Annotated in this window: 19 protein-coding genes; 8 read left to right on the top strand and 11 right to left on the bottom strand. The window is 33.2% G+C overall.

Annotation, left to right across the window (positions count from 1 at the left end; translation table 11 throughout):
* Nucleotides 1-80 precede the first annotated feature (80 nt).
* Entirely contained in the window at nucleotides 81-830 is a 750-nt protein-coding gene (locus LPB87_RS14240) for a DeoR/GlpR family DNA-binding transcription regulator (protein ID WP_129538675.1), read from the top strand.
* 250 nt (nucleotides 831-1080) lie between these two features.
* Here the strand turns inward: LPB87_RS14240 and LPB87_RS14235 are convergent, their stop codons facing one another.
* The 4 genes from LPB87_RS14235 to LPB87_RS14220 all read right to left on the bottom strand — a co-directional run bounded on the left by LPB87_RS14235 (nucleotide 1081) and on the right by LPB87_RS14220 (nucleotide 7430).
* Entirely contained in the window at nucleotides 1081-2514 is a 1434-nt protein-coding gene (locus LPB87_RS14235; RefSeq protein ID WP_230728330.1) for a TolC family protein, read from the bottom strand.
* Nucleotides 2507-5674, bottom strand: coding sequence for an efflux RND transporter permease subunit (locus tag LPB87_RS14230; protein WP_129538677.1), 3168 nt, complete (start codon nucleotides 5672-5674; stop codon nucleotides 2507-2509). Before LPB87_RS14230 ends, LPB87_RS14235 begins: the two co-directional genes overlap by 8 nt.
* Before the next feature lie 110 nt (nucleotides 5675-5784).
* Nucleotides 5785-6867 (bottom strand): efflux RND transporter periplasmic adaptor subunit, encoded by a 1083-nt coding sequence (locus LPB87_RS14225; protein ID WP_230728329.1) that lies wholly within the window; start codon nucleotides 6865-6867, stop codon nucleotides 5785-5787.
* Nucleotides 6868-7043: 176 nt separating this feature from the next.
* On the bottom strand, nucleotides 7044-7430 hold the full coding sequence (locus LPB87_RS14220) for a hypothetical protein (RefSeq protein ID WP_129538679.1): 387 nt from the start codon (nucleotides 7428-7430) through the stop codon (nucleotides 7044-7046).
* Between the two features lie 238 nt (nucleotides 7431-7668).
* Here LPB87_RS14220 and LPB87_RS14215 point away from each other — a divergent pair, with 238 nt between their 5' ends.
* The 3 genes from LPB87_RS14215 (at nucleotide 7669) to LPB87_RS14205 (ending at nucleotide 11028) form a co-directional block, all read left to right on the top strand.
* Nucleotides 7669-8040 carry a hypothetical protein gene (locus LPB87_RS14215; RefSeq protein ID WP_129538680.1) on the top strand — a complete coding sequence of 124 codons (372 nt, stop codon included), beginning with the start codon at nucleotides 7669-7671 and terminating at the stop codon, nucleotides 8038-8040.
* 78 nt (nucleotides 8041-8118) lie between these two features.
* The gene (locus LPB87_RS14210; protein WP_230728328.1) at nucleotides 8119-8970 is read left to right on the top strand and encodes a hypothetical protein; all 852 of its coding nucleotides are present in this window, start codon (nucleotides 8119-8121) and stop codon (nucleotides 8968-8970) included.
* Nucleotides 8971-9033: 63 nt separating this feature from the next.
* Entirely contained in the window at nucleotides 9034-11028 is a 1995-nt protein-coding gene (locus LPB87_RS14205; RefSeq protein WP_230728327.1) for a TonB-dependent receptor, read from the top strand.
* A gap of 93 nt (nucleotides 11029-11121) precedes the next feature.
* On the opposite strand, the gene LPB87_RS14200 is transcribed toward LPB87_RS14205, so the two are convergent.
* The 4 genes from LPB87_RS14200 to LPB87_RS14185 all read right to left on the bottom strand — a co-directional run bounded on the left by LPB87_RS14200 (nucleotide 11122) and on the right by LPB87_RS14185 (nucleotide 17699).
* Nucleotides 11122-12507, bottom strand: a complete 1386-nt coding sequence (locus tag LPB87_RS14200; protein ID WP_230728326.1) for an efflux transporter outer membrane subunit — start codon at nucleotides 12505-12507, stop codon at nucleotides 11122-11124.
* Nucleotides 12508-12912: 405 nt separating this feature from the next.
* Nucleotides 12913-16062 (bottom strand): efflux RND transporter permease subunit, encoded by a 3150-nt coding sequence (locus LPB87_RS14195; RefSeq protein ID WP_230728325.1) that lies wholly within the window; start codon nucleotides 16060-16062, stop codon nucleotides 12913-12915.
* Between the two features lie 6 nt (nucleotides 16063-16068).
* The gene (locus LPB87_RS14190; protein ID WP_230728324.1) at nucleotides 16069-17193 is read right to left on the bottom strand and encodes an efflux RND transporter periplasmic adaptor subunit; all 1125 of its coding nucleotides are present in this window, start codon (nucleotides 17191-17193) and stop codon (nucleotides 16069-16071) included.
* 8 nt (nucleotides 17194-17201) lie between these two features.
* Nucleotides 17202-17699: a DUF2480 family protein gene (locus LPB87_RS14185; RefSeq protein ID WP_230728323.1), complete on the bottom strand. Its 498-nt coding sequence runs from the start codon at nucleotides 17697-17699 to the stop codon at nucleotides 17202-17204.
* 434 nt (nucleotides 17700-18133) lie between these two features.
* Between LPB87_RS14185 and LPB87_RS14180 the strand changes: the two genes are divergently transcribed.
* A complete protein-coding gene (locus LPB87_RS14180) occupies nucleotides 18134-18745 on the top strand; it encodes a metalloregulator ArsR/SmtB family transcription factor (protein WP_230728322.1) in 612 nt (203 codons plus the stop codon).
* A 280-nt stretch (nucleotides 18746-19025) separates the two neighbouring features.
* On the opposite strand, the gene LPB87_RS14175 is transcribed toward LPB87_RS14180, so the two are convergent.
* Entirely contained in the window at nucleotides 19026-20129 is a 1104-nt protein-coding gene (locus LPB87_RS14175; protein WP_230728321.1) for a lipase family protein, read from the bottom strand.
* A gap of 470 nt (nucleotides 20130-20599) precedes the next feature.
* Between LPB87_RS14175 and LPB87_RS14170 the strand changes: the two genes are divergently transcribed.
* Nucleotides 20600-21121, top strand: coding sequence for a GNAT family N-acetyltransferase (locus LPB87_RS14170; protein ID WP_230728320.1), 522 nt, complete (start codon nucleotides 20600-20602; stop codon nucleotides 21119-21121).
* A 55-nt stretch (nucleotides 21122-21176) separates the two neighbouring features.
* On the opposite strand, the gene LPB87_RS14165 is transcribed toward LPB87_RS14170, so the two are convergent.
* Nucleotides 21177-21515 (bottom strand): helix-turn-helix domain-containing protein, encoded by a 339-nt coding sequence (locus LPB87_RS14165; protein WP_230728319.1) that lies wholly within the window; start codon nucleotides 21513-21515, stop codon nucleotides 21177-21179.
* Between the two features lie 163 nt (nucleotides 21516-21678).
* Here LPB87_RS14165 and LPB87_RS14160 point away from each other — a divergent pair, with 163 nt between their 5' ends.
* Nucleotides 21679-22482 (top strand): DNA alkylation repair protein, encoded by an 804-nt coding sequence (locus tag LPB87_RS14160; RefSeq protein WP_230728318.1) that lies wholly within the window; start codon nucleotides 21679-21681, stop codon nucleotides 22480-22482.
* A 100-nt stretch (nucleotides 22483-22582) separates the two neighbouring features.
* On the top strand, nucleotides 22583-22972 hold the full coding sequence (locus LPB87_RS14155; RefSeq protein WP_129538692.1) for a hypothetical protein: 390 nt from the start codon (nucleotides 22583-22585) through the stop codon (nucleotides 22970-22972).
* Nucleotides 22973-23073: 101 nt separating this feature from the next.
* On the opposite strand, the gene LPB87_RS14150 is transcribed toward LPB87_RS14155, so the two are convergent.
* Nucleotides 23074-23829 carry a dihydrodipicolinate reductase C-terminal domain-containing protein gene (locus tag LPB87_RS14150; RefSeq protein WP_230728317.1) on the bottom strand — a complete coding sequence of 252 codons (756 nt, stop codon included), beginning with the start codon at nucleotides 23827-23829 and terminating at the stop codon, nucleotides 23074-23076.
* Between the last annotated feature and the right edge of the window lie 30 nt (nucleotides 23830-23859).

Raw genomic sequence — 23859 nt, 5'->3', positions numbered from 1 at the left:
AATTATTTTGCTACAAATCTACGCAAATATTGCAATATATTGCAATATTTTATTATTTTTGCAATATAAATTTGCAACAAATGAAAAAAGAGGAACGTCAAAATGTAATTTTAGAATACTTATCAAAAGAGCATCGAGTAACTTTATTAGAGCTTAGCGAGTATTTAAATGTATCAGAAGACACGGTAAGAAGAGATGTAAAAGAACTTTCTGATCAAGGATTATTAAAGGCGGTTCGCGGAGGCGCAGTCGCTCCATCACCTATTCCGTTGCATTTTAGAAATAGAGAAAAACATGATCTAGAAAATAAAAAGATTATTGCCGAAAAAGCAATTTCATTTCTAAAAGATGGCCAAGTAGTCTTTATTGATGGTGGAACAACTTCTTTAGCATTAGTAGCCAGTTTTCCATATGATTTAAAAATAACGGTTATAACAAATAGTTTTCCAGTAGCCGTATTAATAGAGGATTTACCCAATGTTGAATTAATATTTGCAGGAGGTAAAATGTGCAAAACTTCGTTTGCAACGGGTAGTATCGAAACCATCGATTTCTTTAGGAATTTTAGAGCAGATGTGTGTATTTTAGGAGTATGCAGCATACATCATGAACGCGGCATTACTGGTATCATATACGATGATTCCCAAATTAAAAAGAATATGATTCAAAACTCAAACTCGGTAATTGCATTAAGCTCGATTGAGAAAATTGGAACTGCCGAAGCTTATTTTGTATGCCCGATTAAAGACATAAATATATTGGTTACAAATATATCCCCCGAAGATGAGCCATTAAAACCATATAAAGATGCAGGCATAATCATAGTTTAATGCTATTAATAAGGAGCTAATCCGGCCATACACTATATCTTTGTTTGCCTAAACAAGGCAAACAAAGGATGCCGTTACTGTCTGGGCTAGGACTCCCGTTTTCATGAAACCCTTTTGGATAGACATATAAAACTTTGTCAAAGGTTGTTAGAGATTTGACTCTTAAACATCTACAAAATTAAATTTAAGACACAAAAAAACCTCCTAGGATTTTACTCCCAAGAGGTTTTTTAACTACAAATAACCAATTTTATTTCCAGCCACCGCCTAAATCTTTATAAATATAGACTGCAGCATTCAGTTGTTCTTTCTTTGTATCAATCAATTCCAGTTTAGCTTCTAATGCATCACGTTGTGTCATTAGCACTTCAAAATAATCAACTCTCGCAGACTTAAATAAATCATTAGAAATATCAATTGATCTATTTAGAGTAGCTACTTGTTGCGATTTTAGATCATATCCTTTTTGCAGATTATCTATTTTAGATAACTGATTTGATACCTCTAAATAAGCATTTAAAACCGTACGATCATAGTTATACAATGCCTGAAGCTGTCTTGCATTTGCACTGCTAAACTCTGCCTTTATTGCATTTCTATTAATTAATGGCGCAGCCAAATCTCCTGCTAATGAATAAAGTAATGACTCTGGCATAGTAAACAAATAAGTAGGCTTAAATGCCTGTACTCCTATTGCTGCTGAAATATCAAGTGAAGGATAAAATTCTGCGCGAGCCACTTTCACATCTAGTTTCGCAGCTACTAATTCTAACTCAGCCTGTTTAACATCCGGACGATTAGTTAATAATTGTGATGGTATCCCAGAATTAACTGATGCAGGCAGTAAAGTCAAAAATTCAGTATTATCTCTTTTGATTTCCTGTGGATAGCGAGCTAATAAAAAGTTAATTTTATTTTCTGCTTCTTTTATCTTTTGAAGAATCTGAAACTCCATACTTTTTGACGTCAAAACTTCAGCCTGAAATTTCTGAACCCCTAATTCTGTTGCTCTTGCTGCTTGCTTCTGAACTTTTACAATTTCTAATGCATTTGTTTGCAGTTTAATAGTCTGTTTTACAATATCCAACTGACTATCTAAAGCCAATAATTCGTAATAAGAATCGGCAACCTCGGCGATCAGATTTGTGATTACAAAGTTCTTCCCTTCAACTGTAGCTAAATATCTGCTTACAGCTGCCTTTTTAGAATTGCGTAGTTTTTTCCAGATATCAACTTCCCAATTTGCAGAAGCAGCTATAGTAAAATCGCCTAACGGATCAGGTGTTTCTTTACCTGGCTTGATCTCGGTAGTCGCATCTCCTGACCCTTGGCTAGTATATCGCCCTACTTTCTCTACTCCAGCACCAGCACGGATACCTACTGTAGGCAAAAGCGCTCCTTTACGGACACGAATATCATTTTTAGCTATTTCTATTTCTTGCAAAGTGATGTTTAATTCCTGATTGTTTTTCAATGCAGTATCTATCAAATCTACAAGATTCTTGTCTTTAAAATAATTGTTCCACTTAATATCCGACATATTTGTCGTATCCTTATTACTGCCAAAAGACTCCGGAATTGGATTCTTTGGAGTGTCAGCTACTGTTTGTGGAGTCTTACAACTTACTACAGCAAGACATACTACTAAAACAATACTATATTTATATATTTTTAATTTATACATGATTGTTATCTATTTCTTCTGTTAATGGATTTTCTTCTTCATGTTTTACCAGTTTGTATTTCTCTGCAATTTTAGCAAAAATGAAATACAAGCCCGGAATTACAAATACTCCGCAAATAGTTCCTATAAGCATCCCTCCAGCCGCTGCTGTACCAATGGTTCTGTTACCTATTTTACCTGGACCAGTGGCAAATGCAAGTGGTAATAAACCTGCGATAAACGCAAATGAAGTCATAAGTATTGGACGGAACCTTGCTTTTGCTCCCTCCATTGCAGCTTCAAGTACTGACTTACCTGCGGCATGCCTTTGTATAGCAAACTCTACAATCAATACGGCATTTTTACCCAATAAACCAATAAGCATTACCATGGCAACCTGAGCATAAATGTTGTTTTCTAATCCCGTTAATTTCAATAAAAGGAAAGCTCCAAAAATACCTGCTGGCAATGAAAGAATTACAGATAATGGCAAAATAAAACTTTCATATTGAGCAGCTAGAACCAAATACACAAACCCTAAACAAATCATGAATACCCAAACGGCCTGATTACCCTGAGCAACCTCATCAGCAGAAATACCTGCCCAGTCAATATCATATCCTCTAGGTAATTTTTTTGCCGCAACTTCCTGAATTATTTTAATGGCTGTACCAGAGCTATAACCCGCAGCAGCAGAACCACTAATTTGTGTAGAAGTGTACATATTATGTCTCGTAATTTCCGAAAGTCCGTATACTTTCTCTAATCTCATGAAAGCAGAGAAAGGCACCATTTCATCACGATTGTTTTTTACATACAGTTTTAAAATATCATCAGGCTGAGCACGGTATTCTGGAGAAGCCTGAACAATTACTTTATAGTTAATTCCGTATTTAATAAAACTGATTTCGTAATTACTTCCCACAAGTGTTGACAAAGTATTCATGGCATTCTCGATAGAAACCCCTTTTTGTTGTGCCAAGTCATTGTCGACTTTCATCATATACTGAGGAAAACTAGAACTATAAAAACTGAATACATTAGATAATTCCGGATGCGTGTTTAATTCCTTAACAAAATCGTTATTTACCTGCTCCATTTTTTTGTAATCATTAGAACCAGTCTTGTCTAACAAACGAAGCTCAAATCCTCCTGCAGCTCCATATCCTGGTACCGCTGGCGGTTGAAAAAATTCGATATTAGCACCTGCAATATCTTTAGATTTTTCTTCTAATTCAGCCATAATCTCAAGTACAGAATGCTTTCTATCACTCCAGTCTTTAAGGTTAACTAAACAAGTTCCTGAGTTTGAACCTGTACCTTCAGACAGAATTTCATAACCTGCTAATGAAGAAACAGATTTAACTCCATCTATTTTTTCAGCAATTTTTTGCAGTTTTTCAGCAATATTATTTGTTCTTTCTAATGATGAACCCGGAGGTGTCTGAATAACAGCATAAAACATTCCCTGATCTTCATTAGGAATAAATCCTGATGGAACCGAACTGCTTATTAACCATGTTCCTGCACAAAAACCAAGAAGCGCAACAACAGTTACTACTCTTCGGTCAATAATTTTAGCTAATAGATTTTGATATTTACCTTGAGCTAAATTAAATTTGTTATTGAAACCATCTATAAAAATATTTACAGGTGTTTTCTTTTTAGGCTTACCATGATTATTTTTTAACATCATTGCACAAAGTGCTGGTGTCAATGTCAAAGCCACAATACCCGAAAGTATAATAGCTGTTGCCATTGTAACAGAGAACTGTCTGTAAAATACTCCAACAGGACCTGTCATAAACGCAACTGGAATAAATACTGCAGCCATTAAGAAGGTAATTGCAATAATTGCTCCTGCAATTTCATGCATCGCTTTTTTAGTCGCTTTATATGCCGAAAGATGCTCTTCCTCCATCTTCGCATGGACGGCTTCGATAACCACAATCGCATCATCGACGACGACTCCAATTGCCAGAACTAAAGCAAATAACGTAATCAAGTTCAATGATATGTCAAAAAATGTCATGAATACGAACGTTCCTATCAATGATACAGGTACTGCAATTGCCGGAATAACTGTCGAACGCCAATCGCCCAAGAAAAGGAATACTACTAAACCTACCAGAATAAAAGCTTCAACAAGCGTATGAATTACTTTTTCGATAGAAGCATCTAAGAATTTAGAGACGTCATATGAAATTTCATAATCCATTCCTTTTGGAAATCTTTCTTTGATCTTTTCCAACTTAGCTTTTACTTCTTCAATAACCTGATTGGCATTACTTCCAAAAGACTGTTTTAATACAATAGCTGCTGATGGTCTTCCATTCAAGTTTGAATAAATATCATACATTGAACTTCCAAATTCTATCTTAGCAACATCCTTCAAACGTAAAAGTTCTCCGTTTGCATTTGATTTTACTACAATATTCTCATATTGTTCTTTGGTAGTAAAACGACCAGAATATTTCAATACATATTCAAATGCCTGTGAACGCTTACCAGAACTTTCTCCTGTTTTACCCGGAGAAGCTTCTAAACTTTGGCTTGATAAAGCCTCCATTACTTCATCGGCAGAAATTTTGTAAGCCAACATACGGTCTGGTTTCAACCAAATACGCATAGCATATTCACGTGTTCCTAAGATATCTCCGGAACCAATACCATTTACCCTTTTTAATTCAGAAAGTACATTAATATCTGCATAGTTGTACAAGAATTTCATATCGGTATTTTTATCCGTACTATAAAGATTCACATACATCAACATACTTGGCACTTCACGCGTAATCTTAATCCCTTCTCTAATTACCAAAGGAGGTAATTTATTGGTAACCGAAGCTACACGATTCTGAACGTTAATTGCAGCCTGATTAGGATCAGTACCTAAATTAAAAACTACTTTTATTGTTGCTTCACCATCATTTCCCGCATCAGAAGCCATATATTTCATTCCGGGAACTCCATTTAAAGCTCTTTCCAGAGGAATAACAACTGCTTTTACCATCAATTCTCCATTAGATCCAGGATAATCGGCGGTAACATTTACCATTGGTGGTGAAATTGTAGGGAATTGCGTAATAGGCAAATTCAATACAGACAATATCCCTAAAAAGACAATTATAAGCGATATTACTATCGACAGTACAGGTCTTTGTATAAATTTATTAAACATTTATTTATTTTTTTAATGATTAAACCAAATTGGAATTTCACAATGTGAAATGTAAACTGTAACTACTATATTGCAAACTGTTACTGCACACTGCTACTTTATACTTAGCCCTATTCCGCTTTTAATCGTAAATTATTAATCACCTTTTGAGGAGCGATATAGCCATATTTAATCTTGTCTTTATCTTTTACCTTCTGAACACCTTCAAGTAAGATTTTATCATTTTCAGTAAGTCCGCTCTTAATCACATATAAATCAGGAATTTCGCCTGTAATTGTGATTTCTTTAGAGCTAACTTTATCATTTTTATCAACTATAAAAACATATTTTTTATCCTGAATTTCGTAAGTCGCTTTTTGTGGAATTACGATAGCATTTTTAAGAGGTACAAGCATCTGAACTTGTCCTGTTTCTCCGTTTCTAAGTAATTTAGCAGCATTCGGGAATCTCGCTCTAAAAGCAATATTTCCTGTTTCATTGTTAAATTCACTTTCGATAACTTCAACATTTCCTCTGTCTTTAAAAAGTTCACCATTTGCCAAAACCAAATTAACTTTAGTTGCTGCACGATCTTTTACATCAGTTTGATATTGTAAATATTCTGGTTCTGACACATTGAAATAGGCAAACATCTGACTGTTATCAGAAAGGCTCGTCAATAGATCTCCTTCCTCGACAAGACTTCCTAATTTTAATGGAATACGATCGATTGTTCCATCAAATGGAGCTCTAATTTCAGTAAATGATAAATGAAGTTTTGCCAATGCAACTTCGGCTTTTGCAGCTTGAAGTTTAGACAAAGCAACCGCCTGCTCGTTTTTTGAAACGATGTCTTTGGCTACTAATGTTTTTGTATTTTGTAATTCTATTTCTGCAGCTTTTTGCTCAGATTGTGCTTTAAGCAACTCTGCTTCGTACATTTTAGGCTGAATTCTAAACAGCACCTGTCCTGCTTTTACAAACTGTCCTTCATCAACATAAATGTTTTGTAAAAACCCTTTTTCCTGGGCGCGGAGTTCGATGTTTCGTACAGACTTAATCTGCGAAACATACTCTTTAGTAAATGAAGTGTCAATTTTTACAGGATTGGTCACTGTAAATTTTTCAGCTTCTTCTTTTTCTTCTTTTTTAGTTGTACAACTTGTAAGGTACAACAAGGCAATAACGCCCGTTAACACGACTATTCTCTTCATGGTATAAAAATGGTAATTAAGCGATTGAATGCTTGGAATGCGAGGATTCCTTTAGATGTAAAAAAAACATCAGTAGCCATAGTTATGCATGAACAGTCATACGAGAAGATGTAAATTTAATATACAACCACAAGATATGCATCATTACACTTTAGGTAACCGATGTATCTTGTTTATCAGATTCTTAATACTCGTTGAGTAATATAAATAGGATTGGTTTGGCCACAAAATGGCGTGAAGATTTTGAAATTCTTTTGACAATGGTTTAAAAGTGACTGACAAGAGATTGTCAAATACCAATTATCTAATAAGCTATAATTTCCAGTGAAAAGTTTATCTGAAATTCCGTCTTTGATATCACCACCAAGATGCTCTTCGTCGATATCTAAGTCGGCATCCTCAATTAATGAACTGCCAGAATCTTGATTAGTAAATTTTACTCGGTGTTTTTTTTCTAAACTATGAGAAGAATTAGAATTTTGATGTGTACCCGCATTAAGGTATTGCCCTCCGCCTAGCAGAAGCAATCCTAAATATACAAATAGCACAATTAATTTTCTCATTTGGGGTCAAAAGTAAACAAAGTATTGAAACAAAAAAAGAAATTTCACTAGGCTTTAACAAGTAAAAGCCAACGAAAACGTTTTCTATTGGTTACCAAATAGTTATTATCTTAAAATAAATAAAAAAAAGACCTCATAAAAGTAAAAAAAGTCTCTTTATCTCAATTTTTACTTAATATGACAAGAATCATATTTTGCAAAAAAAGTTGCTCTTAACTTTGTGGTTTCAAGAAATATAATGAAAAGCCTTGCTTACATCTTTTTAATAGCTATAATTTTAAGACCAGTATTTCCAGTCTTGGACTACATCATTAATTATGATTATATAGCAACAGAACTTTGTGAGAACAAAAGCCTGCCACAATTAGATTGTAAAGGAAAATGTTATTTAAAAAAAGAATTAAGCAAAGCCTCTGAGAATGATTCTCCTTCATCAACAGAAAAAAAAATCTTCCCAACAGGAATTGATTTATTATTTATTGAAAAAATGGATTCTTTTAATTTTAACCTCGCTATTGAATCAATAGTAAAGAAAGACATACTTCCTAGAAATTTCTATTCTTATTCTAATATTAACCATCTCTTTCGTCCACCTGCCCTTCTGTATTAATTTTTGAAATCTTTTTTAATTGTCTTCTCGGTCTTTCAACCGACAAGCATTTTATTATCCATTTTTAATTTAATACTCATGAAAAATTTAAAATATTTATCAGTCCTCATTTTAGCAATTTCCTTTTTTTCTTGTTCCTCTGATAGTGATTCAGCACCAGAAAACCCTATTAACGAAACTTCAGGACTTATTAAAGTTCAAGAACTATCTAATGATAATCATACTGTTGAACTTTATACAGAAACAGGAAAGCTTACACAAGGCTACAATCAAATCTCATTAAGGATAAAAGACAAAACAACCAACAAATATGTAACCAATGCATCTCTTAACTGGATGCCTATAATGAATATGGCTACAATGAAACATTCTTGCCCTAAATCTTTAATTGAAAAAGTCTCCGATAAACAAACACTATATAATGGTAATATCATTTTTCAAATGGCTCAAAACACCTCTGATTTTTGGGAATTAAAAATTAATTATACCATTAATGCTATTGATTATACAGTAACGGCACCGATAAGCGTTACTGCTTCAGACAAACGTATCGTAAACTCTTTTACAGGAACAGATGGTGTAAGATATGTTTTGGCATATATTTCTCCTAAAACTCCTAAAATAGGTTTAAACAATATGACTGTAAGTTTATACAAAATGGAAGATATGATGACATTTACTACAGTTGATAAATTTAAAGTAAAAATCGATCCTAGGATGCCTAGTATGGGTAATCACAGTTCGCCAAACAATACCGATTTAGTACAATCAGTATCAGGAGATTTATATAACGGAAAACTTTCCTTAACGATGACTGGGTATTGGAAAATCAACATACAACTCTTAAATGCTTCTGGGGAGGTATTAAAAGGAGAAGTAGTCACTCCTGAAAACGCATCTAGCAGTCTCTTCTTTGAGCTTGAATTTTAATCATTTTATTACTAACAAGAAAGAACCAAGTGCTATCACTTGGTTCTAATTATTTATGATATTATGAAAACTATAGCAACAATTCTGTTAGCAACATTTACAAGTATTTGTTTTGCACAGAAAGAAGAAAAAGACAGTATTTCTCCAATAGGTCTGAATGAAATAATTGTTATTGGTAAAAAAATACCAACATACAAAAAACAGTCTAAATCGTTAGCAACAGTCGAGGAATACTTACAGCAGTCATCGAAAGTAAATATGGTACGAAGAGGCGGATATGCTCTTGAACCTATCATTAATAGCATGACTACCGAACGAACGGTGATAACAATAGATGGCATGCGGATTTTTGGTGCTTGTACTGATAAAATGGATCCTGTGACCTCTTATGTTGAAGTGTCAAACCTTTCTGAAGCGTCTATTGCTTCTGGTCAGCAAGGAAGCTGTCATGGACCTACAATTGGTGGAGCTATTGACCTGAAACGGTCTAACCTTATTCAAAAAGAACTTGGATGGAATGGAATTTTTAAAACAGGTTACGAAACTAATAATCAGCAAAAAATCATCGGAACATCCATAGGCTACAATCATAGTTCATTTTACTTCAATACTGATTTTACCTATCGCGATGCTGAAAATTACAAAGCTGGAAATCATCAAGAGATTAATTTTTCTCAATTTACAAAATACAATCTATCAGCCACGGCAGGCTATTATCTAAACAAAAAAAGCTTAATAGAAGGTTCTATAATTTATGATAAAGCTACAGATGTAGGTTATCCTGCACTACCTATGGATGTTTCTTTGGCAAAAGCCACAATAACCTCATTACGTTACAATTACATTCCTGCTTCTACCCATTTCACCAATTGGGAAACGAAAGTATATTTTAATACCATAACCCACAGAATGGACGATACCAAAAGACCAAACGTGCCCATTCATATGGATATGCCAGGTTGGTCAGACACCTACGGATACTATTCAAAATTAAAAGGGAAATTCAAAAACCATCACTTTATGACAAACCTTAATGGTTTTTACAATAAATCGATTGCCGAAATGACCATGTATCCTAACAATCCTAGTGAAAACGCAATGTTTATGTACACTTGGCCCGATGTTAGAACATTATATAACGGGGTGTATTTAGAAGATGTAATACAAGTTTCCTCAAACTCTACCGTCAAACTTTCTGCAAATATCGGAATGCAATCAAATAAGGTGGCAGATGAATTTGGTTTGCAAAGCCTACAGATATTTTATCCTGATATGAATGCATCCAAAAATAGAATCTTAAAAAGTCTGTCTGGAAATTACATTTTGCATCATGATAAATTTGAATATGGTTTGGGTTTAGCCTACGGCGAAAGAGCACCATCAGTTTCTGAAGGCTATGGCTATTATCTATACAACAGCAATGATTTTTATGATTATATCGGAAATCCTAATCTAGAAAATGAAAAATCATTTGAAGCGAATCTCTCTTTTGGATTTAAAACCGAGAGATTTACCTCTAGTTTAACTTCGTCATTTTTTCATATTCAGGATTATATTGTCGGCAAGATTGATACCAACATACAACCAATGACTATTGGAGCTTCGGGAGTAAAAGTATATAACGCTTTAAATTATGCTACAATTTTTAATACCGATTTGAATCTGGAATATAAAATTACAGAAAATTGGAACTTTAAAACAATGTTTGTTTATAGCTACGGAAAAGATAATCATACCAATAATCTCCCATTTATAAGTCCGTTACGTTATTCGGGGAATATTCAATACAAAAAAGAACACTTTAATCTAGGATTTGGTGCCTCTGGAAATTTAACACAAACAAAATTCGCTCCTGTATATGGAGAAAACAAAACACCTGATTATGTGATTTTTAATTTAAATGCAGGATATACATTGCCATGGAATCATAACAAGCTAAACATTCAGGCTGGAATAGAAAATATGCTTGATAAATATTATAGCACATTCTCCGATTGGAATAAAATTCCGCGACAAGGACGAAACTTCTTTATTAATGTTGCTTGTGTTTTGTTTTAAAGACTACGTTCTTAATTGACTTATAAACAAAACCAAAGCCCAACTCTAAAAAAAATAGAATTGGGCTTTATTATTTTCTTAGATTACCTTAAACTAATTCCATCCGCCACCAAGAGCGCGATATAAACTTACAACTGCATGTAATTTTTGGCTTTGATCATCAATTCCTTTTAGTTGCGCATTTAGCAAGTTCTGTTCGGCTGTTAATACATCGGTATAATTAGTAGTAGAATTATTTAATAACTCTTTATTAAAATCTACCGCTTTAAATAAAGCCTCTAACTGTTTTTTTCTTTTTTCTTCTTTTAAGGTAGCTTTATCGTATCTAGACAAAGCATTCGAAACTTCTTCGCTTGCTTTTAACATCGAAAGTTCAAAATTATATAGCGCTTCTTTTTGCAAAGACAATGCTGTAGCTAATCTTGCCTTATTGATTCCTTTATTAAAAATAGGTTGTGTAAGTCCTCCGGCTATATTGCCAAAAAGTCCACCATTTGTAAACCAATCTTTTAATCCAAAACTAGAAAAACCTGCTGCTCCACTGATTGTTAAAGCAGGATAGAAATAAGCTCTTGCAACATTACTTTCTTCAAATGCAGCTCTAAAATTATATTCGGCTTGTTGTACATCTGGTCTATTAGCAAGAAGTTGCATCGGAACTCCTATTTTTAAATCATAAACAAGTTTTTGTTGTTCTAGAGAACTACGTTCAATCTTAGTTGGAGATTTTGCCAGAAGTACACACAAAGCATGTTCTGTTTCAGTTATCTTTTGTTCGATATCCGGAATAGCTAATTCAGCTTCATAAAAATTGGCTTCGCTCTGTACCACTGCTACTCCATTAATAATCGAATTTTCGAAAAGAACCTTAATCGTTTCTGCATCGGTTTCTCTATTTTTGGCTGTCTTTTTAAGTACTTTTAATTGTTCGTCGAGTATCAGTAACTCATAATACGAATTAGCAATATTGGCAATAAGTTGGGTCTGAATGGCACGTTTAGCTGCATCTGTAGCTAATAAATTGGCAATAGCTCCCTTTTTGGCACTTTTTAATTTACCCCAAACATCTGCTTCCCATCCAGCAGTAATACCCAAATCATATTGTGTCGATTGGTCAAAAAGCCCAAACCCTTGCGGGAAAGCCAATCTGGATTCTTTTACAGAAACGTTACCATCTACCGAAGGCAAAAAAGCAGCTTTTTTCAGTCTAAGGTTAGCTGTTGATTGGTTGATACGTTCTACCGCAATCTTTAAATCTAGATTTGCCGCCAATCCTTCGGAAATAAGTTGCTGCAAATTAACATCTGTAAATAGCTCTGACCATTTCATTGTTGCCATGTTTGTAGTGTCCTTATTATCAGGCTCACGATACGTTACTGTTGTTGCTGGTTTTGTATAAGGTTTCGTGATTTTACACGAACTCCATATACTGCCAACAATCAGTATAATAACTATTAATTTATAATTGTATTTATTCATTATAATATGTTTTTTGTTTTAATCTATAATTTTAACCGCAAGGTTCGCTAGTAAAGTCTCTCTCCAATATTGTCATTTCGACGCAGGAGACTCGAGCGATAGCGAACAGACGTAGTAAATCTCCGCGAGAAACTCCATAATCTTTGTCGAGCAACTTAATGAGACCCTTCCTTCGTCAGGGTGACAAGATTGTTGTAGTATTATGGTCTATGTCAAAATTTAACCGTAGATTTCACAAAGGTTTTCACAGCGTCCACAAAGCAGGTTCAACACAAAACTTTGCGAACTTTGCGTTTTACAAAACCATCCATGTTAAGGAACTTTGCGCCCTTCGCGGTAAAATAACCACAAAACTATTCCCTCTGAACCTTTGTCCCTTTGCTACTCTGAACCATTGAACCTTCTTTAATCAATTTGTCTCGGCTCATGAATTGGTTCTTTTACTCCGCCTATTTTTTCTTGCATAGATTGAAAAATGATAAACAGCACTGGAATTACAAAAACTCCGAATAATGTACCAATCAACATTCCGCCAACAGCAGCTGTACCAATTGATCTGTTACTTAAAGCTCCAGCTCCTGTAGCAATCATCAATGGAATTAATCCGAAAATAAAAGCAAAAGAGGTCATTAATATTGGTCTTAATCTGGCTCTTGCTCCAAATATTGCTGACTGTACTAGACTTCTTCCGCTTAAGCGATGTAATAGTGCAAACTCTACAATAAGAATTGCATTTTTGGCCAAAAGACCTATTAACATAATCAAACTTATCTGAAGGAAAATATTATTGTCAACCCCAAAAAGATTCGCAAATATAAATGCTCCCGCAAGTCCTATTGGTAAGGATAACAATACCGAAAATGGCAAAATATAACTCTTGTATTGCGCACTTAGCAAAAAGTAAATAAAGATCAAACAAAGCCCAAAGATTAATGTTGTTTGGCTTCCGCTAGAAAGTTCTTCTTTGGTTAAACCAGAAAACTGATATGTATATCCTCTGTCTAATGTTTGGGCAGCCACTTCCTCGATTGCCTTTATCGCATCACCAGAACTATATCCTGCATTTGGTGCGCCTGTAACTGTAGTAGACGTAAATAAATTAAACCGATTTAGAAATTCTGGACCATATGTTTTTTTCAACATTACAAATTCCGATATTGGAGCCATTGCCCCTTTATCTGTTCTAACAAATATTTTATTGATATCACTTTCTTTTGCTCTATAGTCAGGATGCGATTGTAACATCACCCGATATTGTTTTCCAAATCTATTAATATCCGAAGCATAAATTCCGCCAAAATACCCTTGGAGCGTATTAAGCACTGTATTTACAGACACACCTGCGTCTTTGCACTTTGCTACGTTTACATTGACTTCCATTTCTGGGAATCCAATATTAAACGGACTTGTTGCATACATAATCTCAGGTCTTTGATTGATCGCCGCCATAAATTTTCCGATATTTTTATCAAAATTCTGATAGCTGCCTCCTGTTTTATCTTGCAATTGCACTTCGAATCCGTTACTATTTCCAAATCCTTGTAAGGTTGGTGCAGCAAAGAAAATAATACTTGCCCCTTTTATATGTGCTGTTTTTGCAAACAACTGACCAACGATTGAGTTAACGTCCTGAGTTTTGCCTTTTCTTTCGTTCCATGGCTTTAGCCTAATAAACAATGCTCCATAAGAACCTCCATTTCCATGAATTAAATCCATTCCAGAAAGTGTCGATGAAAGTTCTATTTCAGGAATACTTCTCGCAATACTATCAATTTCTTTGGTAATTTCTTCGGTACGTTCCAGAGTTGAAGATGGTGGTAAAACTACATTTCCAAAAATAGCTCCTCCATCATCATTAGGTACAAAACCTGTTGGCGTATTTTTCATAAGTACATAGAACACTATTCCGAAAATTGCAATTGCAACTAAGGATATCCATTTTCTACGAATCAGGAATCGAACTGCATTAATATATTTATTTGTAACCGTTTCAAAAGCTACATTAAAACTCGCATAGAATTTAGGCAAGAAACCTTTGGGATGATCTGATTTTTGTGAATCGTGTGGTTTTAATAATATAGCACAAAGAGCAGGACTCAAAGTCAATGCATTAACGGCCGAAATTAATATGGCTACTGCCAATGTTAATCCGAATTGTTTGTAAAACACACCCGCCGAACCTGTAATGAATGTAACCGGAATAAATACTGCCGACATAATTAAGGTGATTGATATAATCGCTCCACTAATCTCGCTCATAGCATGTATAGTCGCTTTCTTAGCCGATTTTGCGCCTTGATCTAATTTTGCATGAACGGCCTCAACAACTACAATTGCATCATCCACGACAATACCAATAGCAAGAACCAAAGCAAAAAGAGTCAATAAATTAATCGTAAAGCCAAATAACTTCAAGAAAAAGAAGGTACCGATAATCGATACTGGAACTGCAATTGCTGGAATTAATGTAGATCTAAAATCTTGCAAAAAGATAAATACAACAATAAAAACCAGAATAAAAGCTTCAATAATAGTATAAACCACCTTTTCGATTGAAGCGTCTAAAAAGTCATTGGCATTTAGAAATGTATGATACTCTAACCCTGGAGGGAAATCTTTAGATGCTTTTTTTAAGATGTCTTCACAAGCAATAATAAGCTCTCTGGCATTGGATCCTGAAATTTGACTTATCGCTCCTCCCGAAGAAACTTTTCCTTGGGTAATTAATGAAGTCGTATAATCTAAAGCACCAAACTCAATAGCAGCTACATCTTTTAAGCGTAATAAACTCCCCTGTTTACCACTTCGTAAAACAATGTTTTCAAAGGCAGCAGGGCTTTCTAATCTTCCTGTAAATTTTAGAGCATATTGAACTGATTCTTTACTATTTTCTCCAATTTTCCCTGGGGCTGCTTCGATATTTTGTTCTTTTAATGCCGCGATGATATCATCAGGAACAAGACCTTGACTTGCCATCACATCAGGTTTTAACCAAATACGCATTGAATATTCCTGACTCGTATAAATTTCTGTCCCACCTACACCTTCGACACGTTTCATCTCTGGCATAATATTTATTCTCAAATAATTATCAAGAAATTTTTCATCATACTTTCCATCTTTGCTATATAACAAAAAACTAAAAGCAGTACTGCTTAGTTGCTTGCTTGTTGTAATCCCAGATTTTATGACCTCATTAGGTAATAAACTTGTAGCTTTTGTAACTCTGTTCTGAACATTTACTGCAGCCATATCAGGGTTAGTTCCCTGCTTAAAGAATATCGTTATTGATGCATTACCATTGCTGCTTGCAGTAGAAGTCATATAGCTCATATTCTCTACTCCATTTATCTGTTCTTCTAGAGGAACAATCACACTTTTCATGACCACATCGGCACTTGCTCCTTGATACGAAGCTGTTACAACAACTGTAGGTGGAGCAATTTCGGGATATTGAGAGATAGGCAATGAAGCCAATCCTAATAATCCTAAAATCACTATTATTATCGATATTACGGTGGATAATACCGGATTTTCTATAAATTTTCTAAACATGATTTATTATTTTTTAGCTAAAGAAGCTATCGGTGCTATTTTCATTCCATCTCTTAAATTCCCAATTCCGTCAACAATTATAGTATCTCCAGATTTTACGCCTTCGGTTACTACATATTCTTTTTCGGTTGCAGTGTTTCTTATTTTTATTTCAGTATTATGTGCTACGTTTTTTGCATCTACAGTAAAGACAAAAAAGCGCCCTTGCAATTCAAATACTGCCTTTTTAGGAACCAGAATTGCACCGTCTAATTGTGTTGGAATAACAATCGTAGCGCTTGCCCCACTCCAAAGTTTAGCATCTGGATTTGGAAAAACTGCTTTAAAATTAGCAGCTCCAGTACTTGCATTTAATACACCACTTAAAGTTTGAATTTTTCCTTTTAGTGGATATGTTTCTCCATCAGCAGTAACTAAAGAAACGGCTGGCATATTCTTAAATTTTTCTTCTAATTGATTTCCTGAATATTGACTCAAAAAAGAATTTAATTGTTGCTGACTTAATGAGAAATAAGCAAAAACGTTTTTGGTATTAGCAACTGTAGTTATAGGATCTGGTGCAGAACTACTCACCAAACTTCCTATCTTATACGGTAGGCTTCCTACTACTCCATTTATTGGACTCACTATATTGGTGAAAGCAAGCTTTGATTTAGCAGCTGACAAATCTGCATTTGCCTGACTTAATTCAGCTCTTTTTACTCTTTCTATATTCTTGGCAGATGTTAATTCGTAGTTATTTATTATCTTTTTTTCTGCCAATGCTGCCGTTCTTTTGGTTTGTATAACTGCTGTTTCCAAGCTGGCTTCGGCTGCTAGAACTGCCGCTTTTTTGTTGTTTACTTCTTGTAAATAACTATTAGCGTCTATTTTAAATAAAGGCTTCCCTTTGGTTACAACCGAACCTTCTTCTACATAAACCTGCTCTATATATCCGTCAATTTTAGAACGTATTTCGACTGTTTGTTCTCCTTCTAATGTTGTTGGAAATTCAATAGAAACATTTGCTTCTTGAGCCTTTAATATAAGTGTTGGATATGCTGTCGGACTTTCTATTTGTTCTGTACTTTTTGTATTACATGAAACTATCGAAAGAGTTCCTATGAACAGAATTGCTATTATTTTTTTCATTATATCTCTTATTTTCTTTTATAAATCATTAAAGGAGAACCTGCTTCTCCCCACATTAAGGTTTGTACATATTTTATTAACTGACTTGTAGCCAATACAAGAATTTCTTCGGGTATAGCTGTATTTGCTTTTAAAACCACTTTCTGACCGATAAAAGCCGAAAATTCTATCTTTCTTATTCTTTCCATCCATAAAAGATTTTCATGATTCCCTATTGTTGAATACACCACTACAGATGCATGAGGAGCTAAGAGTGAACTAATTAATGCATAAGCCCAAAGTGGTATAATCGCATCATTAGAACAACAGATAACAACGTCTTTTCCTGTAAATTGATTCCAATCTATTTGAGCCATTTCTGATCGAAATATTTTTTCCTGTAATAGAAAATCTTCTATTAGAAATGGTACAATATCAAATACTATAAAATCTTCTCCATTAGATTTATAGTTACGTAGATCTAGTGTTTGTATGCCTGAAGCATCTATTTTATTTATTATTTCCATATTCTGATTATTAAATTATTGAGTTATTTATTGCGTTATAATTTTTGTGTATTGCTAATTTTTAGACATAGGTATCCCCCGCCCAATCTGAATACTATTCTAGGTTGCTGAGCACATTGTAAAAACTGCTTTAATTTTAATTAAAGATTTTTGAGATTTCTAAAATCTATAGTTGAGGATATATACTAATTGTAAATTTCATAAGTACATTCCAGTACGGAACGATGTATACAGGAAAGTCAATCATATTATATGAACTAATGGGAAGCTCTTGTAATTCTAATAACATAATCTATAATTTTACGTTTTTAAATTCTGTAACTTACAATATTGATTGAGTTTAGGTGGATAAAATCTTCCAATCAGCTTTGATAAGTTATGCAAAATTAATAATTTTGCATAATAAAACAACTAAATACTTGTTTTATTGATTTATGACTACAAATAAGATATTAATGCTACTCAAAATGCGAGGTCCTCTTACGGCTCTTGAAATTGCGCATGAACTTAAGATAACAAAGGAAGGGGTTAGACAACAGCTACTTAAACTTGTTGAAGAGGATCTTATTCATCCACAAGAAGAATCCAAAGGTGTGGGTAGACCTCAAAAAACATTTAGCCTAACTTCAAATGGAAATGCAAAATTTCCAGACACGCACGCTGAATTAACTCTAAAGTTGATAAACATTATTAATGCAATGGGTGAAAATGCTTTGCAAACGGTTATAGATGTTTATGAAGAAACAGGAAAAAAGAAGTATCATGAAGAAATTGATACTATCGATAACCTTGAACAAAAATTACAAAAACTTGTCGAAATAAGAACCCGAGAAGGTTATATGGCCGAGTACTCAAAAAATGATGATGGCTATCTTTTGGTCGAAAATCATTGTCCAATTTGTGCGGCCGCAACTATATGTCAAGGTTTTTGTTCTTCTGAATTAAATACTTTTAGATCAGTATTAGGTAACGATATTATAATTAATCGCGTTAGCCATATCATCGGAGGTGACAGAAGATGTGCGTATCAGATTACTTCTAATTAGTTTTTTTTTAGTTTCAGGTTTTAAATTTTTGGTTTCAAGTTTCAGGTTATGCAATCGCTATTTTTAGTTATTATTTTTTGCCGATATCGAAGTTACGAGACGCAAGAAATTGTTTTTAATAGCTCTAGTGGAGCGATACCGATCTCAGATTATTAAATATAACACCCCGATGGGGTTCTTTTGAAAAAAATATCTTTCCTATAAACATAATGTCCGATGGGACTTACTTATCAAGTGATTAAGAGTAACTTAATAACAATTTAATTCTAAGATCGTTAACTTACTCTAGCTGATTTAAGAGATATAAATAAGGTGGAAAAGAATGATGCATCATTATGTCCTTTGTATTATTTGGGAATTTTTCATAATAATTTATATCATTGGGGTTCGGATATAGAACAATCGTATTTCCAGTTCTCACATAATTGTTACTATTATAAAATGGAGGTGGTACAAATTCTGGTAAAAATTCTTTCACTCTTTTTGCCATTTCTTTACCTAATATTTTTTGATATGTCTTAACAGTTTTACGGGATGGATCTGTTAGTTTTCCATAAACCATATTTAAAAACATTCTCTTAAAAAAAGTCTGATTTTTAATAGTTTCTTCTACCATTGCAATTGGACTTACTATTGGTAAATCTTCTGGCGTTTCAACCGAAAAAGGCGTTTGAGGTACCCAATCTGCGGCGCTTACTACATTAAATGCCCAACCGTTTTGCGTTTTACGTTCATAATCATATGCAAAATATAAATTCCCTGGTTTTGGTGCAGCACTACAATACGTTTTGAAACGAATATCAGCAGGTAGTTTACCTTTACTTTGTAAACTATAAAAATGAGCCGTAAGTAGATAACTTATACCTCCACCTTGGCTATGTCCCATTATTATGAAATTCTTAATTCCTGAATTATAACAAGAATCAATTTTTGGAAGCATTTCTTTAGATATAAAAGCGGTACTTAACAGATATCCTGTATGAACTGCTGCGTCTTTATTTGTAGATAATTCATACTCAAATGTCTCTGAATTAGAAATTTTCATTTCTCCTTTTGCTGGTGTCATTGCCGCATAAAGATTAGCAAGCCAGCTTTCTCCTTTTTCAGTAGTTCCTCTTGTGCATAATACAGCTGTATTTCCATCTTTTAGCCATAACTCCCAAAGATTATCCAGTCCTATTGGCTTACTTCTATACACCAATTTTGAGTGTTCTGGCTGAGGAATTAGTTTTGCTTTTTCAGGAGATTCTGTCGATTGAGTAGCTAAATATATTAATTCTCTATATTCAGCTTTATCGAAACCTGGCTTTAAATTTTGCGAAAAACCATCTAAAAAATTAAATAGTAAGAAGCATATAAGGACTAATAATTTTAGAAATTTCATAGCGTAAACATTGATTGATTATTAATAATATTATTCTAACTAAACACTGATTTAAAAGTCATTAAATACAATAATATAAACTTTTACTTTAAAATAAAAAGCAATAACTACTAAGCATTTAATTTGTAAACTTATCTTACAATAAATATAATCAATTATTTAAGTACTACGACATAATTTTTAATCACATAATCATTCTCAATAAACTAAATTGTACATCAAGTCATTATGCTAATTAATTCAAAAAATTATATAATCTGTAGGAGAATAAAAGTACCCCTATCACAACAAAAAACCACCAATACTTTTTTATAGAGGCATAATTTTCATTATCTGAATTTCTTATTGCTAATCCCATGACAATACTTACCAAAGGCAAAATAAATCTTATTATCTGTTCTATTTCCATTTTAACACTAACTATTTTCTTATTTGCGAATATATGTATTTTATTTTTTTACTTTTGATAAATGCACATCAATAACATGACAAACCTATACCAAAGCCCAAGGATAATCATTCGTGAATTTTTGCCAGAAGAGCAACAAACATTTTTAAACTTGTTTAAAGATGCTGAAGTTATCCAATACTTACCAGAAACTTCTGCTGAGAGGTATATAGAAATGTTTAAAGAATTACTTGAAAATTATGAAAAGGGTAATCTTAGCCGTTGGGCAATATTTGACACTACAAACAACAATTTTATAGGGATGTGTGTTGCGCGTATTTTTGTACACAACAGCACTCAAATAGAGATTGGATATGTTCTTAGTAAAGAATATTGGGGTAAAGGCATCGCTACTGAAGTATGCAAAGCTATGACTCAATATTGTTTTGCAAACACCAATATTCCTGAAGTAGTTGCCATAACTGATCTTGACAACAGTGGCTCACAAAATGTATTGCAAAAATCTGGTTTTGAAAGAAGAGATAATCTGATAAGAGATAATGAAGAACTAGCCTATTTTATAATTAAAAGAGAACAACTTTAATTTAATAAATAATACAATTTGCTGATAGTCTGTAAAATCGTTTTCGCAAAATAAATTAATCTTCCTCAACAGGAAGCATTAATTTCCCCCAATCATTTAGCATCCATAAAATTGTAACCAATTTTTCTCCTAATTCCGTAAGTGAATATTCTACTCTTGGTGGTAATTCATTAAAAGACACTTTAGTCAAAATACCGTCTTGTTCCATTTCTTTTAACTGTTGATTCAAAACTCTCCTGTCTACTTTTGCTATTCCACGTAAAAATTCACTTGGACGTTTTTTGCCTTCATTGATTTGCCAAACAATAGGAACTTTCCATTTTCCACTAATAGAATTGACTGCTACTTCTAGTGGACAAATTTTATTTTCTGAACTTCTTTCCTTTGTTTTCATAATAGTGACTTTTTTATCCCTATGTGCTAAAATTATGCGCTATTGCAGATACAGATAATGTTTTGAATCTTTACAAAATTAATAAAATAATAAACATCTATTTTAGCAAAGCCAATGTTTGTGCTAACTAATCGATACTTTATTAGAGAATTTATAAATTATTATGACAGAAATAAAACGTAAAGGTTCGCGCTCAACTAAGGACATACCCGTCGATATTTTAGATAAACTTAATAAAGGGGAAATTGAAACTGCCAATTTAGTAGAATGGTTAGCTATTGATCAAAAACTGTTACTTAAAAACGTTCTTCAGCAAGCCAATCGTTCTAAATATTTGGAGCCAATTATTACAAATATTGAGGCACTAAAAAAACAAACTGTCAATACTATAAATGAAACTATTGGAACTAGTCTTTTTAGATTAGCTAAACTGGAAAATGATAGTGAACTTTTTACAATAATTTCAGCTCATAAATCAGACTTAGTTAGATGTTGGGCAACTTATACTATTGGAAAGAACGCAGAACTATCAATTAGTGAAATGTTAGATCAAATTCAGCCTTTTGCAGCTGATAACCATTTTGGTGTTAGAGAAATTTGCTGGCTAGCAGTAAGACCTTCTATAGCTAAAAATTTAAACGAAAGCTTAACCATTTTATCAGAATGGACAAAACACTCTGACCAGAATATAAGAAGGTTTGCTAGTGAAGCTACAAGACCCAGAGGAGTTTGGTGTGAGCATCTTGAAATATTAAAACATAACCCTGAATTAGGCTTAATTATTTTAGAACCTCTAAAATCAGATAATGCAAAATACGTACAAGATAGCATTGGGAACTGGCTAAATGATGCCAGCAAAAGTGATCCTGATTTTGTCATTGAGATTTGCAAAAAATGGAAAGAAATTAGCCCTACAAAACAAACAACATATATAGTTAAAAAGGCACTTAGAACTATCGAAAAATAATTATTTATCTGCGTTTATTATTCATTAGAATGTCTAAAATTAAATTAACAACAAATAAAAAATACATACATTAGCCATAAAACCAACTAATGTATAAACAATGCAAGACGTTATTAAAAAATTAAAATTTAAGGACAGCGGGATTGTTCTTAATGCACCTAAAGAAATAAAAGAAGAGTTTATTAAACTTGGAATGAAAATTACTTTTGATAAAAAAACAAAAAGCACAAACACCTTGATTTTTATTAATAATAACCAAGAGTTTTTAAACTTTCTTAAATATGATTTAGAAAATATCGAATCTGATAGTGTTTTATGGTTTGCGTATCCAAAAGGGACTTCAAAAATTAAAACCGATATAAACAGAGATACAATTCGAGTAACTGCAGAAGAATTTAGACTTAAAACTGTAACTGCTATTTCTATAGATGAAACTTGGAGTGCATTACGTTTTAGGCCTATTGATAAAGTGGGAACAAAAAAAACTTAAATATAAACTTAATCTCTTTAAATGCTAAATTGAGAAACACTAAATCCCATAGAAATATCCATTTAAATCAATATTTCTATGGAATTATTTAACTATAAATTCTAATTGTCCATTTGAAAATAAGGGGCTAAAATATCTTCAAAATTATACAATCCTATTTCTTTATTTTCAATATTTTCAGCTACAAAAACAACCCCTGTTCCAAATGCTTCTCTTGAAATTGATTCGTGAATAAGTCGCACCGTTTGATATGGAAATCCAAATATTACTTCATGTTTTCCTACAATACCTCCTGCCCTAACCGAATTTATATTTTCTTTTTCGACATCTAGAGCTTCCGCAATTTTAATAGCCGTGCCTGACGTTCCTTGTTTTAATTTAAAATGTTCTTCGTTTACTTCAATATCTACCCAAGGAGCAATTTTCTTTAAAAATTTAGCGGCAAATAACAAATAATTTACCCCTAATGTAATATTTGGAGACCAAAATACAGTTGTTTTAATGGCTAATTTTTTCAGAAGGTTTAACTCTTTTTCTGTATAATGAGATATTGCAGATATAATTTTAATTCCTCTTTGTGCTGCAACCTCGCCATAAGTATGAATACCTAAGCTTGAAGAAAAGTCAATTATAATATCTACGGGATGCTTGTCTAAGAGCTCTTTTATAGTTGTTTTTGAGCTTGAATATATTAATCCTGGCTCATCTGATGGAACTCCAAAAAATTCTGGAACTGATCGATGTTCAAGTACTGTACTTTGCCTTAAAACCCATTCTAAACAAAAAGCCTTATTTTCTAGTAACACTGAAGCAACCGATTTTCCTGTTTTTCCAAATCCTATTAATCCTATTTTCATAACTTTTTATTTAAATGATTTTCAATTTAT

The organism is Flavobacterium sp. EDS (genome assembly GCF_020991525.1).
In the GTDB taxonomy this organism is placed as follows: Bacteria; Bacteroidota; Bacteroidia; order Flavobacteriales; family Flavobacteriaceae; genus Flavobacterium.
This window is presented reverse-complemented; position numbering and strand designations above follow the sequence as displayed.

What these genes read in the sequence shown, in the direction of transcription:
- LPB87_RS14240 (WP_129538675.1), top strand. Translation starts at nt 81, where the DNA reads ATGAAAAAAGAGGAACGTCAAAATGTAATTTTAGAATACTTATCAAAA.
- LPB87_RS14235 (WP_230728330.1), bottom strand. Translation starts at nt 2,514, where the DNA reads ATGTATAAATTAAAAATATATAAATATAGTATTGTTTTAGTAGTATGT.
- LPB87_RS14230 (WP_129538677.1), bottom strand. Translation starts at nt 5,674, where the DNA reads ATGTTTAATAAATTTATACAAAGACCTGTACTGTCGATAGTAATATCG.
- LPB87_RS14225 (WP_230728329.1), bottom strand. Translation starts at nt 6,867, where the DNA reads ATGAAGAGAATAGTCGTGTTAACGGGCGTTATTGCCTTGTTGTACCTT.
- LPB87_RS14220 (WP_129538679.1), bottom strand. Translation starts at nt 7,430, where the DNA reads ATGAGAAAATTAATTGTGCTATTTGTATATTTAGGATTGCTTCTGCTA.
- LPB87_RS14215 (WP_129538680.1), top strand. Translation starts at nt 7,669, where the DNA reads ATGAAAAGCCTTGCTTACATCTTTTTAATAGCTATAATTTTAAGACCA.
- LPB87_RS14210 (WP_230728328.1), top strand. Translation starts at nt 8,119, where the DNA reads ATGAAAAATTTAAAATATTTATCAGTCCTCATTTTAGCAATTTCCTTT.
- LPB87_RS14205 (WP_230728327.1), top strand. Translation starts at nt 9,034, where the DNA reads ATGAAAACTATAGCAACAATTCTGTTAGCAACATTTACAAGTATTTGT.
- LPB87_RS14200 (WP_230728326.1), bottom strand. Translation starts at nt 12,507, where the DNA reads ATGAATAAATACAATTATAAATTAATAGTTATTATACTGATTGTTGGC.
- LPB87_RS14195 (WP_230728325.1), bottom strand. Translation starts at nt 16,062, where the DNA reads ATGTTTAGAAAATTTATAGAAAATCCGGTATTATCCACCGTAATATCG.
- LPB87_RS14190 (WP_230728324.1), bottom strand. Translation starts at nt 17,193, where the DNA reads ATGAAAAAAATAATAGCAATTCTGTTCATAGGAACTCTTTCGATAGTT.
- LPB87_RS14185 (WP_230728323.1), bottom strand. Translation starts at nt 17,699, where the DNA reads ATGGAAATAATAAATAAAATAGATGCTTCAGGCATACAAACACTAGAT.
- LPB87_RS14180 (WP_230728322.1), top strand. Translation starts at nt 18,134, where the DNA reads ATGACTACAAATAAGATATTAATGCTACTCAAAATGCGAGGTCCTCTT.
- LPB87_RS14175 (WP_230728321.1), bottom strand. Translation starts at nt 20,129, where the DNA reads ATGAAATTTCTAAAATTATTAGTCCTTATATGCTTCTTACTATTTAAT.
- LPB87_RS14170 (WP_230728320.1), top strand. Translation starts at nt 20,600, where the DNA reads ATGCACATCAATAACATGACAAACCTATACCAAAGCCCAAGGATAATC.
- LPB87_RS14165 (WP_230728319.1), bottom strand. Translation starts at nt 21,515, where the DNA reads ATGAAAACAAAGGAAAGAAGTTCAGAAAATAAAATTTGTCCACTAGAA.
- LPB87_RS14160 (WP_230728318.1), top strand. Translation starts at nt 21,679, where the DNA reads ATGACAGAAATAAAACGTAAAGGTTCGCGCTCAACTAAGGACATACCC.
- LPB87_RS14155 (WP_129538692.1), top strand. Translation starts at nt 22,583, where the DNA reads ATGCAAGACGTTATTAAAAAATTAAAATTTAAGGACAGCGGGATTGTT.
- LPB87_RS14150 (WP_230728317.1), bottom strand. Translation starts at nt 23,829, where the DNA reads ATGAAAATAGGATTAATAGGATTTGGAAAAACAGGAAAATCGGTTGCT.